Genomic DNA, 18,302 nt, shown 5'->3' on the forward strand with positions numbered 1-18,302 from the left:
GTCCTCCCCGCTGCGTCTATTCGCACCAGCTGGGGAGAACCTCTTGAAGCTCGCCGTACGCCGCGCAGTCGGCGCCGTCCTGGGCGGCACCGTCGCTGCCGCCGGGTTGCAGGTCATGACACTCCCGGCCGCGCACGCGGCCGGGGCCACGCACCTGGTCATCAACGAGGTGTACGGCGGGGGTGGGAACAGCGGCTCGACATACAAGAACGATTTCATCGAGCTGTTCAACCCGACCGACGCCGCGATCAGCGTGAGCGGTTGGAGCGTTCAGTACACCTCGGCCACCGGGACTTCGATCGCGACGACCGGGGCGAATCCCGGCCTGACCGCGCTCGCGGGCAGCGTTCCGGCGCAGTCCTACTACCTGATCCAGGAGAGCGCAGGCACCGGCGGAACGACCAGCCTTCCGGCCCCCGACGCTACCGGCAGTGCCGCGATCGGAGCGGCCGGTGGAAAGGTGTTCCTGGTCAATTCCACGACGGCTCTGACGTCCGCGCAGCTGGCCGCAGGGGCGAGCCCAGGGTCCAACGTCGTCGACATGGTCGGCTCGAACGCAGCCAACCAGTACGAGACGGCAGTTGCGCCTAATCCGGCCAATGCCACGTCGATCTCGCGGAACGCCACCCACGACGACACCGACGACAATTCGAAGGACTTCACGGTCGGCCCCGCGACTCCGCAGAACTCCTCGACGAGCGACGGCGGCGGCTCGACCAGCAGCCCGCTGGCGCTGGCGGCCGTCGGCGACAAGGCCGCGTATCGCAACACCCCGATCGCCCCGATCACGCTGAGCGCCTCGGGTGGCACAGCGCCCTACACGTACGGCCTCTCCGGGGACGTCGACGGCAGCGGGCTGAAGATGTCCGCCTCGGGTGTCATCTCAGGGTTGCCGAGCGCGGCGGGCACCTACCACCTGACGGCGAAGGTCACCGACAGCGCGGCCACCCCTGACACCGAGAAGCAGGACTTCACCCTGACGGTGACCGATGGGGACACGGCCAACCACGTGGTGATCGCCGAGGTCTGGGGCGACGGCGGCTACAACGGCTCGGCGTACAAGAACAGCTTCATCGAGCTCTACAACCCGACCGACAACAGCGTCGACCTCAGCGGCGACTCGATCGCCTACCTGGGATCCAACAACAGCACCAACACCGGGACGCCAGCCGCGACGAAGCAGGGGAACCTCAGTGGCACCGTCCCGGCGCACTCGTTCTACTTGATCGCGGGCTCGTCCTCCAGCGGTGGCACCAGCGGCGTCGACCTGCCGGCCCCGGACGACTACTTCACCGACGGCACGGACACCAACATCTGGCACTACGCCGACGGCACGGTCGCGCTGATCGACACCCAGGACCCGTTCACGATGCCGACCGGTGACCTGACCGGTGCTGCGCACGTGATCGATGCGCTCGGCTACGGCGTGTCCACCGGCTACGCGCCGTTCGCCTACGAGGGCGCCGTCTCCGGCAAGGTGACGGGCGGGACCACGGCCGCGCTGCGTTCGCCTGTCGGCACCGACACCAACAACAACGGCACCGACTTCACCACCATCGCTCCCTACGCGATCAACTCCAACGGTGACACCCAGCCGGAGCTGAGGCTCGCCTCGGTCACCGACCGGACCGCGCTGACCAACCAGGCCATGACGCCGGTCAACCTCGACGTCAGCGGGGGAGTCGGCGCCATCACCTACAGCCTCACCGGCGCACCCGCGGGCATCTCGGTCGACGCGCACACCGGCGTCATCAGCGGCACCCCGACGGCCGCCGGCACCTCCACCATCACCGCCAAGGCGACCGACTCCCTCAACGACGTGGCATCGGTGACCTTCAAGCTCACCGTCGGCAGCTTCCTCGTCGCCAATCCCGGCGACCAGACCCTGGACAAGGGGAGCGCCGCCGACATCCAGATCGCGGCGTCGCCGGCGAACACCAACGGGTACGGCTTCGCGCTCAAGTCGGGCAGCACGCTGCCCGCGGGCCTGTCGCTGAACCCCACGACCGGTGAGATCACCGGTATCCCGGCGGCAACCCAGCAGGCGACCCCGGTCACCGTCACCGTCACCAACAACGACGACTCGAGCACGATCGACGTCACCTTCACCATCACCGTCACAGCCGACGTCACCTCGATCGCCACCATCCAGGGTGCCGGCCAGCGCTCGGCGTACGCGCCCTCCTCGGGTACGGGTGCCGGTCAGACGGTCACCACCGAAGGCGTCGTCACCGCGGTGTGGGACAAGGGCTACTCGGGCACCGGCACCGCCGCAACCCTGGGCACGGCCAACAGCGGTCTGTCCGGCTTCGTGATCCAGACCCCGGCCGCAGACGTGGCCACCTCGACCTCCTCGGAGGCCATCTTCGTCTTCTACAGCGGCACCGCCTTCACGGGCAAGGACGCCAACGGCGCCGGCATCACCGTGGGTGACTCGGTCAAGGTGAGCGGCACGGTCAGCGAGTACAAGGCAGCCAGCGCCGCCTCGACGGAGACCGCCACGGAGATCACCGCGACGGTGGCCAACACCCACAAGCTGGGCGCCTCGCTGGGGTCGGTCACGGTGCAGACAAGCCTGCCGGCGACGTACGCCGACCGGGAGGCACATGAGTGGGAGGCCTACGCACCCACCGACACGGTGGTCACCGACACCTACGACTACGAGTCCGACGGTGAGCTCGGGGTGGCCAGCGGGGACCAGCCGCTGGTCCAGCCGACGGAGGTCTGCACCACGGCGCAGACCTCGTGCGTCCAGGACGCGGAGACGGACATCGTCAACCGTGGCTACTTCCTCGGCGACGGCACCAACACGTTCTTCCTGGCCAGCAGCACGCACTACAACCCCAGCAAGAGCGGCAACAGCGCCATCCCGCTGCCCTACATGGACGCCACCCACTCGGCCCGTGTCGGCGCCCAGGTCACCGCGCCCGCCGGCCACGCGCTGATCCTCGGCTTCTGGCCGGACCTGTCGCAGACCGCTGCCACCCGCCCCGGCAAGTGGTACCTGCAGCCGGAGCGCGCCGTCATCGGTACGCCGGGGACGACGGCGACCGAGGGGACGCCCGACCTCGGCACCGACGTGGTGAACTTCGAGGACACCCGCGCGGACAACGCCGCACCGGACCCGGCCAACATCAATGCGGGTGGCAAGACGTCGAACCTCCGCGTCGCCACCTTCAACGTGGAGAACTACTTCACCGAGACGGGTGAGGCGTTCGCGGACGACAACCCGGCCATCGGCAACTCGGCGGCAGGCGTGACGTCGTCGACCACGAAGGGCTGCCAGTACGACTACGACCGTGCCGGCAATCGTGAGCTGACCTTCCAGTGCGTTTCGCCGTACGGCCAGGCCAGCGCCTGGGACCCGGTGTCGGGCACTCCGACGGCCTACAAGGCCGGTGTGACGAACGCTCCCCGTGGCGCTGCGCGGCAGGAGGATCTCGACCGCCAGACCGCCAAGATCGTCACCGCGATCAACGGCCTGGGCGGCATCGACTCCCACGCGGTCAACCACGGCTCCGGCGCCGACATCATCTCGCTGGAGGAGATCGAGAACCCGAACAAGCTCAAGCAGGGCATCACCAACAGCCCGCTATCACCGGACCTGAGCAACCTCAAGGACCAGGGTCAGGGCACGCCGATCGCCAATCGCGACGCCGCGCTGAGCTACCTGGTGCACAAGCTCAACGACGCCGCCGGCAGCAACGTGTGGGCCTACGTCAAGAGCCCGGAGGAGGCCACGGATGCCACCTCGATGGTGCACATGTGCTCCATCCTGCGCGGTGACGGTGTCAGCAACATCGACGGAAACGCGGCGTCGCTGGCGAACTCGGCGTGCTCCTACGCCTCGGGCCAGGACGTCATCCGGCCGGCCTTCATCTACAAGAAAGCGACCATCGTCCCGGTCGGCCCCTCCGACATCGACTTCCCGGCGAACCCGCTGAGCCCCGACAACGCAGGCAACAACGCGCAGCCGACCTACAACGGCGCGACGCCGTTCGACCTGGCTCGGGAGCCACTGGCGCAGTTCTTCAAGCCGAAGGGCTACCCGAACTCGGACGGCTTCGCGGTCATCGTGAACCACTTCAAGTCCAAGGGTGGCACCTCCACCAGCGACGACCCGGGCATCACCGTCACGGGGGACAACAAGTCCGACCCGCTCGTGGGCGCCTACAACACGGCGCGCACGAAGGAGGCGCAGGAGCTGGTCCGCTTCGCCAACCAGTTCGCCGCGCAGTGGAACACCGACAAGGTGCTCATGGTCGGTGACTTCAACTCCTACACCGACGAGGACCCGATCAAGGCGGTCCTCGATTCCTCGAAGACCGACCCGAGCAACGGCATGGGTGCGCTGAACTTCTCGCTCATCTCCTCCAGCGACCCCAGCGACCTCACCTACAACTACACCTCGGACGTCAACGTCGGTCTGGACTCGAGTGGCGCCCTCCACGTCGCCACGCCGAACACCAGCGGCACCAGCGGCACCGACGAGGTCGGCTACGGCACCGTCGGCTCGATCGACCACGAGTTCATGTCCGCCGGCTTCAAGTCGATGTTCACCGGCGCCGACGTGTGGGAGATCAACGCCAACGAGACCGACGCCTACGACTTCGGCCGGTTCAACACCAACGCGACGGACTTCTATTACGGCAGCACGCCGGGCTCGTCCATCCCGACGAACCCGACGTACGCGCAGGACCTGGCTGTCGCCACGCCGTTCCGGAGCTCGGACCACAACCCGATGGTGATGGGCGTCGATGTTCCGGCACTCGACAACGCGAACGCAGCCAAGGTGACCGACGTCCAGCTCGTGGGCGTCAACGACTTCCACGGCCGGCTGATCGCCGACTCCAGCGACGGCGGCGCCGCGGCGCTCGGCGGTGCGGTCGACGAGCTGCGGGACCAGTACGGCGCGGACAAGACCTTGTTCGTCTCGGGCGGTGACAACGTCGGTGCCTCGACGTTCGAGTCGTTCACCGCGCACGACAAGCCGTCCCTGGACGCGCTCACCAGCCTGGGCCTGGATGTCTCCACGGTCGGGAACCACGAGTTCGACGGGCAGTCGTCGCTCGGGGCGAACAACGTGGGGTGGAAGGACCTCGTCAACCGGCTGATGAAGCCGTACGACGCCACCACCAACCCATTCGGGCCGGCGGCGACGACCGGTGACCCTGACGGCATCCCGTACCTGGCGGCGAACGTCACCTACGCGACCGACCCCGACGGCAGCGGACCGCTGAAGGCCGGCGACACGATCGCTCCGGCGACCAAGTCGTTCACCATCGCGAACCCGCTGGATGCGAGCAAGCCGATCAAGATCGGCTTCGTCGGGACGGTCACCCCGGACCTCGTGTCGCTGGAGAGCCCGGCCAACCTCGCCGGCATCCACGTCGATGACGAGGCGGACACGATCGCCGCGATCAACCAGAACGCCGCCCAGCTCAAGGCGTCCGGAGACCAGATCGTGGTGCTGCTCACCCACGAGGGTGCGGCCTCGACCGACTGCTCGACGGTGACGTCGGCCGGCGGCTCGTTCGCCCAGGAGCTGAACGGCGTCAGCGACAACGTCGACGCCGTCCTCTCCGGTCACACCCACCTCGAGTACAGCTGCTCCATGCCGAAGGGCGCGACGGCGAGCAACCCGCTGACCACTCGTCCGGTGATGCAGGCAGGCTCCTACGGCGTGGCGCTCGACCAGCTGGTCTACTCCTTCGATGCCAACGGCACCCCGACGGCGGTGACCTCGAACATCGTGGGGGTGAAGGGTCCGGTGAGCACGCTGTTCAGTGCGCCGGACGACGCAGCGGTGAAGTCGATCGTCGACGCCGCCGTCACGGCCTCGGCCACCGCCGGTGCCCAGGTGCTCGGCAAGCTCGGCGGGCCGTTCGACCGTGCCCGTCTCAGCGACGGCACCGAGAACCGCGGCGGTGAGTCCACACTCGGCAACCAGATCGCCGAGATCCAGCGCTGGGCCACCTCGGGTGACGACGCCACCGGCTACGTGTCGTCGGCGAACGGTCCCGCGCAGATCGCCTTCATGAACCCCGGTGGCCTCCGTGCCGACCTGGAGGGGACGAGCAGTGACGGCTCGGGTGACCTGACCTACCGGGCAGCGGCGGATGTCCAGCCGTTCGCCAACGAGCTGACCAACATGTCGCTCACCGGTGACCAGATCAAGACGGTGCTCGAGGAGCAGTGGTCGCGCGACAACATCGACAACAGCCACGCCAACATCCCGGCCCGCCCGTTCCTGAAGCTCGGGATCAGCAAGGGCTTCACCTACACCTACCACGAGGTCGCCGACCCCGTGCACAGCGGCGCGAAGCTGGGCGTGATCGACGGCATGTGGCTCAACGGCGCGCCGATCGACCCCGACCAGACCTACAGCGTCACGGTCAACTCCTTCCTCGCCACGGGCGGTGACAACTTCTGGGAGCTGGCCAAGGGCACCCACCAGGAGGACACCGAGCAGACCGACCTGCAAGCGCAGGTGGACTACATGAAGGGGTACAGCACCACCGCGCTGCCGGTCGACGACAGCCAGCGTGGCGTCGAGGTCACCTTCGCCCCCGACGCGCCGTCGACGTACCAGCCGGGTGACACGGTGGCCTTCAACCTCGCCTCGCTGGACATGACGGGCAAGAGCGCGGCCAACACCGCCGGCGACACGCAGGACACCAGCGTCGACGTCAAGCTCGGCAACACCGTCCTGGGCACGTTCGCGGTCACGCACGGCAACTCCACGCAGCCGTACGACGACCGGGGGACCGCCTCGGTGAGCGTCACGCTGCCTACTGACGCCACGGGCGACCTGGTCGTCGTGGGTAACCACACCGGCACCAAGGTGATCGTGCCGCTCGGTCTGCCGAAGGCGACCAGCACGGTGACTGCGGCGACGCAGGCCGTGACGGCCGGCTCCGGCTCGATCGAGGCCACCGTGTCGGGCAGCTCCACGCCGACCGGCACGGTGGAGTTCAAGGACGGCAGCACGGTGCTCGGCACCGCCCCGGTGGGCGACGACGGCGTCGCCACGCTCTCGCTGGCCTCGGTCACGCTCACGGCGGGCGCGCACACGATCACCGCGACCTACAGCGGTGACAGCGCGTTCGACACCAGCAGCACGACGTTCACCCTGAACGTGACCGCCGCCCCCGTGGCCCTGCAGCTCGGCAGCCTGTCGGCTCAGAGCTGGACGGCTGGGACGGCGATCACCTCGGTGACGGCGTCGGCCTCGGGTGGCACCGCGCCGTACGCGTTCTCGGCTTCGGGTCTCCCGGCGGGTGTGTCGATCGATGACACGACCGGCGTGATCAGCGGTACGCCGACGGCTGCCGGCTCGGGCGCGGCGACGGTCACCGTCACCGACAGCGCCTCTCCGACCGCCGGATCTGTCGGGACCTCGCTCAGCTGGACCGTGGCAGCGGCTCCGGTCCCGCTGGCGGTGGGCTCCATCCCGAGCCAGAGCTGGACGGCCGGGACGGCGATCACCTCGGTGACGGCGTCGGCCTCGGGTGGCACCGCGCCGTACACGTTCTCGGCGACGGGTCTCCCGGCGGGTGTGTCGATCAACGACACGACCGGCGTGATCAGCGGTAAGCCCACGGCCGCCGGCTCGGGCGCGGCGACGATCACGGTCACCGACAGCGCCTCGCACAGCGTGGGTACGTCGCTCAACTGGACCGTCAAGGCGAAGTCGACCGGCAATCCGACCGGCCACCCGAGTCACCCGGTCGCGGTGAAGGTGAAGGTGAAGGTGGTCAAGAAGACGATCAGGGCCAAGCACGGCAAGGCGCAGATCACGGTCACTGTCACCTCCGCCAACGGCGCCAAGCACACCGGCAGGATCACGATCCGCGGTAGCGGGATCAAGGGCACCGGCCTGCTGAAGAACGGCAAGGTCACCGTCAAGCTGAAGAAGGTGAAGCCGGGCAAGCACAAGATCCGGATCACCTTCAGCGGCGACGCGACCTCATCGGCCACGACCGTCACCACGACGATCAGGGTCAAGCGCTAGGAACCCAGCGCGGCCCGAGGGCCCGGCCCGTCACCGACCGGTCGGGCCCTCGGCGTCAGCGAGCGCGAAGGCCGCCTGGATCAGTGCCAGGTGGCTGAAGGCCTGCGGGAAGTTGCCTACCATCCGCCTCCGGCCGGGGTCATACTCCTCGGCGAGCAGGCCGACGTCGTTGGTCAGACCGACCAGCCGGTCGAAGAGCGCGTGCGCGTCCTCGAGCCGTCCCGCGGCGGCATAGGCGGACACAAGCCAGAACGAGCAGGCCAGGAAGGGGTGCTCGTCCCCCGGCAGCCCGTCGACGCCGGACTGGGTGCGATAGCGCATCACCAGGCCGTCGCGGAACAGATCCTGCTCGATCGCCTCGATGGTGCCGATGATGCGGGGGTCGTCGCCGGGCAGGAAGCCGACCAGCGGCAGCATCAAGAGCGCGGCATCGACCTCGGTGGTGTCCTCGTGCTGCACGAAGGTGTTGCGCTCGGCGTCGTACCCGGTGGTCAGGACCGCCTCGCAGATCCGGTCGCGGATCGCTCGCCACTCCTCGACCGGGCCCTCGAGGTCGTACTTCTCGATGGCGCGCACAGCGCGGTCGAAGGCGACCCACATCATCACCCGCGAGTGGGTGAACTGCTGCTTCTCGCCGCGGATCTCCCACAGGCCGTGGTCCGGCTCCTGCCAGTGCAGGGCCAGCTCGGCGACCAGCGCGCGCTGCAGGGACCAGGCGTTGGCGTCGGGCTTGGCACCGGCCTCGCGGTCCAGCTCGAGCGCGTCCATCACCTCGCCGAGGACGTCGTGCTGCAACTGGTTGACGGCCGCGTTGCCGATCCGGACCGGCCGCGAGTCGGCGTAGCCCGGCAGGTGGTCCAGGGTGCTCTCGGGCAGCCTGCGGCGCCCGTCGACGCCGTACATGATCTGCAGGTCCTGCGGGTCGCCGGCCACCGCGCGCAGCAGCCAGTTGCGCCACAGGTTGGCCTCGTCGATGTACCCCGCCTGGATCAGGCTGGAGGTGGTCAGCGCGGCATCGCGCAGCCAGCAGTAGCGGTAGTCCCAGTTCCGTACGCCGCCGAAGTCCTCGGGCAGAGATGTCGTCGGGGCCGCGACGATGCCTCCGCTCTGCGAGTCGGTCATCAGCCGGAGCGTCATCAGCGAGCGCAGCACCACGTCGCGGTGCGGCACCCGCGCCGTGCACCTGTCCGCCCACTCCTGGTCGGCGGCGATGGTGCGATCCACCGCGGCGAGCACGCCGCCGAGGTCCTCCAAACCGTCGAGCTGGGCGTACGACGGCAGCCAGGTGGTGATGAAGACCAGCTCCTCGCCGGCGTGCACGTCGAACCGGTCGGTGTGCCGGTGGTCGGCCGCGCGAGGCAGCCGCGGCCCGCGCAGCACCAGCATGTCGGGGCCGGCGATCGCGGTGATGACGTGCTGGCCGTGGATCGAGCGCCGGCGTACCCAGGGGAGGATCGCGCCGTAGTCGGGCCGCACCAGCCACTCGTGCTCGATGGTGACGGTTCCGCGGACGCCGCGCAGGATCCGCACCACATCTGCTTGCCCGTCGCCCTCGGGCATCACATCGGTCAGCGTCACCACGCCGGAGTCGGTGGTGAAAGTGGTCTCCAGTGCGGTCGAGGAGCCGACGTAGCGGCGTGTCATCGTGTGCTGGTCGCTGGGGCGCAGCTGCCAGTGGCCGTGATCGTCGGTGCCGAGCAGGCCGGCGAAGCAGGCGCCGCTGTCGAAGCTCGGCAGGCAGAGCCAGTCGATCGACCCGTTGGTGCCGACCAGGGCGGCCGTCCGCCGGTCGCCGATCAGCGCATACTCCTCGATGGGCAAAGCCATGACGCGAGCGTACGGGCTTGTGAGAAGCCCTAGGATCGGGGTATGCCCGAGCAGCCTGGGACGCCCGAGCCGGCCCTGCCGACCCGGGTCTTCCTCGCGCTGCGAGCGGGGGGCGAGACGCTGGCGACGGCGGAGTCACTCACCGGCGGACGGCTCGCGGCGCTGATCACCGACGTGCCGGGAGTCTCGGCGACCTACCTCGGTGGCGTGGTCAGCTACGCGACCGAGGTGAAGATCTCGCTGCTCGGGATCTCCGAGCAGCTGGTCGAGGAGTACGGCGTCGTCTCCGCGGAGTGCGCCTCGGCGATGGCCACCGGTGTCCGCGGTCTGACCGGGGCGACCTGGGCGCTGGCCACCACGGGTGTCGCCGGGCCGACGGTGCAGGAGGGCAAGCCGGTCGGAACGGTCTACGTCGGCATCGCCGGGCCGGGACTGGTCGAGGCGATTGAGCTCAACCTCGACGGTGACCGGCCGACCATCCAGGCACAGACGTGTCAACGCGCTCTCGCCGCGCTCGAATCGGTCTTGACCGAAGAGGTGCGACGGGAATCAAGGGCACTCAGGTAGCGTTGTCCCACCACAGCGATGGACGGTCGAACACAGGAGGCAAGCCGATGGTGCTGTTCCGGCGGGTGCTCGGTGATGTGCTCCGCGCCCAGCGTGTGGAGCGCGGCATGACCCTCCGCGAGGTGTCGGCCGAGGCCCGGGTGAGTCTGGGCTACATCTCCGAGATCGAGCGCGGCCAGAAGGAAGCCTCCTCGGAGCTGCTGGCTTCACTGTGCATGGCACTCGACGTCAGTCTCGGGGCCGTGCTGCGTGAGGTCTCCGACGCGGTCATGATCGAGGAGGCGGCCACGCTGCCGACCCGGATCCCGGTGCGCACCGCGGGCGACGTGGTCGCCTCGGCCGCCTGACGCTCAGCCCTTCAGGGGCTGGCACGACGGGCAGAAGTACGCCGGTCGCAACCTGCCCTGCTCACCCATCTCGATCCGCTGGATCGGGGTGGCGCAGCGCAGGCAGGTGGCATGGCCGCGCCCGTAGACGGCGTTGACAGCCGGACGTTTCGTCACCGCCTGGTCCAGCTTGAGTTGAGCGACGCGCACCATTCGCAGCAGGTCCGGCACCGCGCGCACCGGCGTCTCGGGGTGCACGCCCATGGTGAAGCACACCTCGGCCGCCCACATCGTGCCGATCCCGGCGAGGTTGCGCTGGTCGCGCAGGGCGTCGAACACCGGCTGGTCGGGATGTTTCCGGAGCCGCAGGACGGCCTCGTCCTCGTCCCAGTCCGGGCCGAGCAGGTCAGGCCCGAGGTAGGCGAAGGTCGCGGCCTCCTCGGATCGGGGGACCAGCTCGACGATGCCGAGCTGGAAGCCGACGGCCTGCGCGGACTGGGTCTCCAGCACGACCCTCGCCAGGTGCGGCGCCTTGGGCCAGCGTTGTCGCGGACGGAGGGTCGCCCAGGAGCCTTCCATCTTCAGGTGGGTGTGCAGCGTCCAGTCGGCGCCGATGCGGGTGAGCAGGTGCTTGCCGCGGGCGAGGGTCGCTTGCACCGGTTGGCCACTGAGGTCGACCGTCGCGTGGCGGGGCACCCGGAAGTCGGTGCGAGTGAGCACGGCACCGGCCAGCGCGGCGTCGAGTCGTCGTGCGGTACGTAGGACGGCGTCACCTTCGGGCACCCGACACCTCCCGATGGCTCATCGGCCCGGCCGCTCCGCGCCCAGTCGCAGCCCCTTCGGGGACGCGACGAAGCCGGCCGACTGCAGCGCCTGCCGCAGCGGAGTGCTGCCCGACCCCAGCAGCGGCGCTCCGTCGGCCTTCTCCACTGTCAGCCGTCCGAGCGCGCCCCGCCGTACGGCGGACGCGAGCTCAGCCACGGCCGCCGTCAGCGAGGCCTCGTCCTCGGTCCAGGAGAGCAACGTGCGACCGCCGCGCTCGACGTAGAGGGTCAGCGCACCGTCGACCAGCAACACCACGGCACCGGCCTTGCGGCCCGGTTTGTGTCCCTCGCCGTCCCCGGCTGGCGGCCAGCCGAGGGCTGCGCCGTAGGGGTTGGCCGGATCCGTGGCCGCCAGGCAGACGGCTTCCGGCTTGGTGTCGTCGGCGACGGTGCCGAAGGTGCGCATGCGGTCGACGGCACCTGCGGTGCCGAACTGTGCCGCACCGAGCCCTTCCACGAAGTAGCCACGGCGGCAGCGGCCGGACTCCTCGAATGCGGAGAGCACCTTGTAGACGGCGGCGAAGCCTCCCGGCACGCGTTCGGCGGTGACGGCACCGCGGGTGACCACGCCATGGCGGTCGAGCAGCCGCTCGGCGGCCGCGTGCGCGCGGCGGGTCGGATCCGTGTCGATCTCGGGCAGCAGGGTCCAGCGGCCCGACGTCTCCGGCGGGCCTGTGCGGACGGGCATCCGCGCTCGGCTGCCGGCGAGCCGGGTGCGCGGCGGCGGTCGCCGGCTGCGGTGCGACGGCGTACCGGTGCGGGTGAGGGCACGCAGCGGGGCCACGGTGTCGTTGCCGACCCGGCCCGCCCAGACCAGCGCCCACAGGGCCGCGCTGAGCGCTGCGTCGTCCTGGGCACCGACGGCGTCGGAGAGCTGTCGGAAGAACCAGGCGCCACCGGGCGAGAGCGCCTCCAGGAGCCGCTCCGCGAGCTCGCTGTGGTCGAACGGCTGCGGCTCGGGCAGGGTGAGGTCGGCGTTGTCGGCCAGGTGGAGCGAGACCCAGCCGTCGCTTCCCGGCAGCGCACCGTGGCCGGCCCACAGCACCTCACCGGACGCGGTCAGCTCATCGAGGTAGGACGGCTCGTAGTCGCGTACGCGGGAAGCGAGGACGAGTGGCTCCAGCGCGCTCGCCGGGACGGGTGCGCCGGCGAGCTGTTCGACGACGCTGAGCACGCCGTCGACACCGCGCAGCCCACGCGCGCGGCCAGAGGAACCGGTGGGGACCCGCTGCCACGCTGGTAGGAAGCGCGCCAGGGTGGTCGGCTCGACCGGCTCGATCTCGTGTCGCAGCCGTGCCAGCGAACGGCGTCGCAGGGTGCGCAGCACATCGGCGTCGCACCACTCGGTGCCGGAGCCGCCGGGGCGGAACTCGCCGTCGAGCACCCGTCCACGTGCCGCAAGTCGCTGCAGGGTGTGTCGCACTACCGCCACGCCGACGCCGAGCCGGTCGGCGACCTGCTCAGCGGTGAACGGACCGTGCGTCCTGGCGAACCGGGAGACCAGGTCGCCGACCGGATCCTCGACCGGCTCGGCGAAGGTCGCCGGCGTGCCCGGCGGGACAGGTACGCCGAGGCCGTCGCGCAGCCTGCCGACGTCCTCGACGACCGCCCAGCGCGGCTCGCCTGCCATCCGCACCTCGACGAGCCGGCGCTGGTCACGCAGGGTCTCCAACCAGTCGGCGACGGGCGCGTCCGGGGTGCTGCGCTCAAGCACCTCGTCCGTGCGCAGGGGACCGATCAGCCTCACCAGGTCGGCCACCCCCTCCGCGTCGCGTGCCCGTCGATCGGGTGCGGTGCGCTGCAGCTCGGTCTCCACCTCGGCGAGCACGTCCGGATCGAGCAGCTCGCGCAGCTCGGCGCGGCCGAGCAGCTCCGCGAGCAGGCCCTGGTCGAGGGAGAGTGCTGCGGCCCGACGCTCGGCGATGGGGGAGTCGCCCTCGTACATGAACTGCGCGACGTAGCCGAACAGCAGGCTGCGCGCGTAAGGCGAAGGCTGGGGCGTCGCGACGTCGACGACCTGGACCTCGCGGCGCTCGATCCGGCCGAGCAGACCGACCAGGGCGGGCAGGTCGTAGACGTCGCGCAGGCATTCACGCACCGCCTCGAGCACGATCGGGAAGCTCGGATATTGGGCGGCCACCTCCAGCAGCGACGCCGCCCGCTGGCGCTGCTGCCACAGCGGAGAGCGACGACCGGGGTCGCGACGCGGCAGCAGTAGGGCGCGGGCTGCGCACTCCCGGAAGCGCGAGGCGAACAGGGCGGACCCGCCCACCTCGGTGGTGACCAGGTCCTCGATCTCGTCGGCGCCGAACACCACGACGTCGCCGCCCGGAGGCTCCGACTCGGTGTCCGGGATGCGCACCACGATGCCGTCGTCGGAGGCGACCGCCTGCCCGTCGACGCCGTACCGCTCTCGCAGGCGCGCGTTGATCGCCAGCGCCCACGGGGCGTGCACAGGGGTGCCGTAGGGGCTGTGCACGACCAGCCTCCAGTCGCCGAGCTCGTCGCGGAACCGCTCCACCACGATGCTGGTGTCGCTGGGCAGCACGCGGGTCGACTCGAGCTGCTCGTGCAGATAGCCGACCAGGTTGCCAGCGGCCCACTCGTCGAGTCCGTTGGCCATCACCCGGTCGGTCGCCTTGGCCGCCGGAAGCGCGGCCAGCTCGCGGGTGAAGCCGCCGATCGCGGCGCCCAGCTCGGCGGGCCGACCGAGGGTGTCGCCCTTCCAGAAAGGCAGTCGTCCCGGAATCCCCGGGGCGGGCGAGACGAGCACGCGGTCGTGGGTGATGTCCTCGATCCGCCAGCTGGTGGCTCCCAGGGCGAAGATGTCACCGACCCGCGACTCGTAGACCATCTCTTCGTCGAGCTCGCCGACCCGCTTGCCGCCGGCTGTCGACTCGCCGCCGACCAGGTAGACACCGAACAGACCGCGATCGGGAATGGTGCCTCCGCTGGTCACAGCGAGTCGCTGCGCTCCGGGCCGCCCGGTGAGCGTGCCCGCGACGCGGTCCCACACGATCCGCGGACGCAGCTCTGCGAACTCATCCGACGGGTAGCGACCTGCGAGCAGGTCCAGGGTGGCGTCGTAGGCGCTGCGAGGCAGGCCGGTGAACGGCGCGGCCCGTCGAACCAGGTCGAAGAGCTCGTCGACGTGCCAAGCATCCAGGGCCGTTGCGGCGACGACCTGCTGGGCGAGCACGTCCAGCGGATTCGCAGGCACACCGAGGGCCTCGATCTGGCCAGAACGCATGCGCTCCACGGCGACCGCCGTCTGAGCGAGGTCGCCGCGGTGCTTGGGGAAGAGCACGCCGCGAGACACCTCGCCGACCTGGTGGCCGGCGCGACCGACGCGCTGGAGTGCGCTGGCGACACTGGGCGGCGACTCGATCTGGACGACCAGGTCGACGGCGCCCATGTCGATGCCGAGCTCGAGGCTGCTGGTGGCCACCACCGCCGGCAGCCGTCCGCGCTTGAGGTCGTCCTCGATCAGAGCACGCTGCTCCTTCGAGACAGAGCCGTGGTGCGCCTTGGCGACGACCGTCGTCTCGCCGAGCCTGTCGGTCGCGATCTCGTTGAGTCGACCGGTCAGCCGCTCCGCGAGCCGGCGGGAGTTGGCGAAGACGATCGTGGAGCGATGCTCGGCGATCAGGTCGGCGACGCGCTCCTCGACGTGGGGCCAGATCGAGGATGAGCGCTGTGGGTCGGCATCGGGGCTGTCGTCGTACTCCTCCGGGGCGGTCATGTCCTCCACCGGCACCACGACGCGCAGGTCCCACTCCTTGGCGGATGGCGGCGCCACGATCTCGACCGGCGCCGATCCACCGAGGAAGCGGGCGACCTCCTCCAGCGGACGGACGGTCGCTGAGAGTCCGATCCGCTGGGCGGGGGTCTCGAGCAGGGCGTCGAGACGCTCCAGGCTCAGCGCGAGGTGAGCACCACGCTTGGTGCCTGCGACGGCGTGCACCTCGTCGATGATCACCGTCTCGACGCTGCGCAGCATCTCGCGCGCCTGGCTGGTGAGCATCAGGAAGAGCGACTCGGGGGTGGTGATCAGGATGTCTGGTGGCGTGGTGACGAGACGGCGACGGTCCGCGGCCGGGGTGTCGCCGGAGCGGACACCGACTCGGAGCTCGGGCACCTCGATGTCAAGCCGGGCAGCCGTGTGACCGATGCCGGTCAGCGGTGCGCGCAGGTTGCGCTCCACGTCGACCGCCAGCGCCTTGAGCGGCGAGATGTAGAGAACTCGACACCGGTCGGCCTTGGCTGGCATCGGGCAGCTGAGGAGGCGGTCGAGCGACCACAGGAACGCGCTCAGGGTCTTGCCCGAGCCGGTCGGGGCGACCACGAGGGCATGCCTTCGTGCGCGGATCGCCTGCCAGGCACCGGCCTGTGCGGGTGTCGGCGCCGCGAAGGCAGCCGTGAACCACTCCCGCGTGGGCGCACTGAAGCCGCTCAGGGGATCAGTAGCAACCGGCTCCGCCATGTCTCCATCCAACCAGCAGCCTGGCGCCGCCGGCTCAGCCGAGCCCCGGCGGCGAGGCAGGAGGAAGCGGCGCGGCCGGAGCGCGGTTGCGCAGCCACGCCCAGATCGCGCCGGCAAGACCGACGGCCAGCGGCACCGCCACCGCCCATCCGGTGGCGATCACCAACCCGACCGAAGCGAGTGTTGAGACCGAGGCTGCCCACCAGCCCCAGGAGCCGCGCGGCAGCAGCCTGACCGCGGCCGCTGTCGCGATCAGGTAGGCGACGGCGAAGGCTCCTGTCGTCGCCAGCAGCGTCTTCTCCGTGCTCGCGCCGGACACGGCCATGACGGCGAGGGTGCCGAGGCCAAGGACGGCCACGACGAGCAAGGAGCGACGCGGCTCACCGGTCTGGTGGAGCCAGCTCGGCAGCGAGCGCTCGCGGCCCAGCTCGGCAGCGAGCGCTCGCGGCCCAGCGCGGCACCGAGGCGGGCGGCCCCGGCGAAGTAGGAGTTCATCGTGCCGACGGTCAATAGCAGGGCGACCACCGTCATGATCGGGCGGGCGACCTCGCCCACGCCTGTGACGAGCAGTGCTGACAGCGGCGCCTGGCCCGGATGGTCGCCGAGCACAGCCGTGGTGGCGAACGCGACGCCGAGGTAGAGCACCGCGACGATGGCGAGCGTGGCAGCCGCGGCCCGGGGGATGTCGCGGGTCGGATGCTCGTACTCACCCGTGACCGAGGCCATGATCTCCCAACCGGCGAACGCCCAGACCAGCGCGCCCACGGCCGCGAGAACCCCGTGGAAGCCGTGCGGGTCGAAGGGGTGCAGGTTGGCGCTCCGGGCGTGGGGGAGCGCTATCAGCACCGTCACGGCGAGCACCGCCGCGAGGATGACGGCGATCGCCAGCTGCACGCGGGCCGAGAGTCTGATGCCGAACCAGTTCAGCGTGGTGACGATCGCGATGATCGCCGCTGCCACCAGCAGTGTCGTGCCACGGCCGCGACCCAGCTCGTCGGCGACGTATGCTCCGGCGAAGCCCGCCGCGACCGGGGCGCCGATGCCGATCGTCAGGTAGAAGGCGCAGCCGAGCGCGGTAGCGACGCTGTCGCCGAAGGCGAGCCGTGCGTAGGTGGTCACACCGCCGCCGCCCGGATGCCGGGCCCCGAGCGCCGCGAAGGTCGCCGCGAGGGGCACCGACACGACCAGCAGCGCGCCCCACGCGAGCAGCGAGGCGGGCCCGGCCTTGGCCGCAGCGAGGGCGGGCAGCGAGATCACGCCTGTGCCGAGCACCGCACCAAGGGTCAGAGCGGTGCCCTGCACGACGGAGATGCCGGCGGGCAGCGCCGTGGGGCTGGTCGGAGCGGTCACGGTCGTGACGCTAGCGGTCGGGACCGACAGTTTCGCGAGAAACCTGGTGGCGGCCCATCGGGGTCCTCGTGCCAGAGTTGAGCCATGAGCGACGCCGCCGAGACTTCGCCGGAGATAGAGATCGAGCCCGACACCAAGGACTGGACGTGGGTGCTCGCCGAGACCTGTCCGGAGTGTGGGTACGAGGCCTGGTCGATGACTGTCGACAGGTTCGCCCCACTGGTGCGTGACAACGCCACGGTGTGGGAGCGGCTTCTGGCCGAGGAGGACGTACGCCGCCGGCCGCGTCCCGATGCCTGGTCCGCGCTGGAGTACGGCGCTCACGTGCGCGATGTGCATCTGGTCTTCGCCGAGCGGATCCGGCTGATGCTGGCCGAGGACGCGCCGCACTTCGCGAACTGGGACCAGGACGCGACGGCGCGGGAGAAGCGCTACCACCTCGCCGACCCGGCGGTCGTGGCCGGCGAGCTGCTGGAGGCGGCGGCGGCCGTCGCCGACCTCTACGAGACCGTGGCTCCGGATGCGTGGAGCAGGCGCGGACTGCGCTCGAACGGCAGCGAGTTCTCGGTGGAGACGCTCGGTCGCTACCACCTGCACGACGTGGTCCACCACCGCTGGGACGTCGACGGCACAGCCTGGGGCGCCTGATGCGGCACACCGAGTTCTGGACGCGGATGGAGGGCGCACTCGGTCCGGGGTACGCGGGCGTGTGGGCCTCGCAGTACGTCATCGCCGAGCTGGAGGGTCGCACCGCCCAGGAGGCCCTGGAGAGCGGCTATGCACCCAAGGAGGTCTGGGCCGCCGTGTGGCGTGCCCTTCAACTGCCCGCCTCCCAGCGCTGACCCTCGCGCAGTCGGCGACACGCCGTAGTCGTTGTGTCAGTCGAACAGATGTTCGGGCTAGATTAGTCC

Annotated in this window: 10 protein-coding genes; 5 read left to right on the top strand and 5 right to left on the bottom strand. The window is 70.2% G+C overall.

Features of this window, described 5'->3' with window-relative positions; genetic code table 11:
- The first annotated feature begins 43 nt into the window (after nucleotides 1-43).
- Nucleotides 44-8,014 (top strand): putative Ig domain-containing protein, encoded by a 7,971-nt coding sequence (locus H036_RS24470; protein WP_017935192.1) that lies wholly within the window; start codon nucleotides 44-46, stop codon nucleotides 8,012-8,014.
- Between the two features lie 30 nt (nucleotides 8,015-8,044).
- Here the strand turns inward: H036_RS24470 and H036_RS0112835 are convergent, their stop codons facing one another.
- Nucleotides 8,045-9,841, bottom strand: a complete 1,797-nt coding sequence (locus H036_RS0112835) for a glycoside hydrolase family 15 protein (RefSeq protein ID WP_017935193.1) — start codon at nucleotides 9,839-9,841, stop codon at nucleotides 8,045-8,047.
- Nucleotides 9,842-9,883: 42 nt separating this feature from the next.
- Here H036_RS0112835 and H036_RS0112840 point away from each other — a divergent pair, with 42 nt between their 5' ends.
- Nucleotides 9,884-10,408: a CinA family protein gene (locus H036_RS0112840; protein ID WP_017935194.1), complete on the top strand. Its 525-nt coding sequence runs from the start codon at nucleotides 9,884-9,886 to the stop codon at nucleotides 10,406-10,408.
- A gap of 47 nt (nucleotides 10,409-10,455) precedes the next feature.
- Nucleotides 10,456-10,755 (top strand): helix-turn-helix domain-containing protein, encoded by a 300-nt coding sequence (locus H036_RS0112845; RefSeq protein WP_017935195.1) that lies wholly within the window; start codon nucleotides 10,456-10,458, stop codon nucleotides 10,753-10,755.
- 3 nt (nucleotides 10,756-10,758) lie between these two features.
- On the opposite strand, the gene H036_RS0112850 is transcribed toward H036_RS0112845, so the two are convergent.
- The 4 genes from H036_RS0112850 to H036_RS22790 are packed head-to-tail and all read right to left on the bottom strand — an operon-like array spanning nucleotide 10,759 to nucleotide 17,391.
- Nucleotides 10,759-11,517, bottom strand: coding sequence for a DNA-formamidopyrimidine glycosylase family protein (locus tag H036_RS0112850; protein ID WP_017935196.1), 759 nt, complete (start codon nucleotides 11,515-11,517; stop codon nucleotides 10,759-10,761).
- Nucleotides 11,518-11,535: 18 nt separating this feature from the next.
- Nucleotides 11,536-16,041: an Lhr family helicase gene (locus H036_RS0112855; RefSeq protein WP_017935197.1), complete on the bottom strand. Its 4,506-nt coding sequence runs from the start codon at nucleotides 16,039-16,041 to the stop codon at nucleotides 11,536-11,538.
- Nucleotides 16,042-16,075: 34 nt separating this feature from the next.
- Entirely contained in the window at nucleotides 16,076-16,366 is a 291-nt protein-coding gene (locus tag H036_RS25730; protein WP_017935198.1) for a hypothetical protein, read from the bottom strand.
- The gene (locus H036_RS22790) at nucleotides 16,294-17,391 is read right to left on the bottom strand and encodes an APC family permease (RefSeq protein WP_198289971.1); all 1,098 of its coding nucleotides are present in this window, start codon (nucleotides 17,389-17,391) and stop codon (nucleotides 16,294-16,296) included. Before H036_RS22790 ends, H036_RS25730 begins: the two co-directional genes overlap by 73 nt.
- A gap of 84 nt (nucleotides 17,392-17,475) precedes the next feature.
- Here H036_RS22790 and H036_RS0112865 point away from each other — a divergent pair, with 84 nt between their 5' ends.
- Together H036_RS0112865 and H036_RS0112870 are read left to right on the top strand one after the other, a co-directional pair.
- The gene (locus H036_RS0112865; RefSeq protein ID WP_017935199.1) at nucleotides 17,476-18,039 is read left to right on the top strand and encodes a DinB family protein; all 564 of its coding nucleotides are present in this window, start codon (nucleotides 17,476-17,478) and stop codon (nucleotides 18,037-18,039) included.
- Nucleotides 18,039-18,233 (top strand): DUF3046 domain-containing protein, encoded by a 195-nt coding sequence (locus H036_RS0112870; RefSeq protein WP_017935200.1) that lies wholly within the window; start codon nucleotides 18,039-18,041, stop codon nucleotides 18,231-18,233. Before H036_RS0112865 ends, H036_RS0112870 begins: the two co-directional genes overlap by 1 nt.
- The last annotated feature ends 69 nt before the right edge of the window (nucleotides 18,234-18,302 follow it).

This window comes from Nocardioides sp. Iso805N (assembly GCF_000364605.1).
Lineage (GTDB): Bacteria > Actinomycetota > Actinomycetes > Propionibacteriales > Nocardioidaceae > Nocardioides.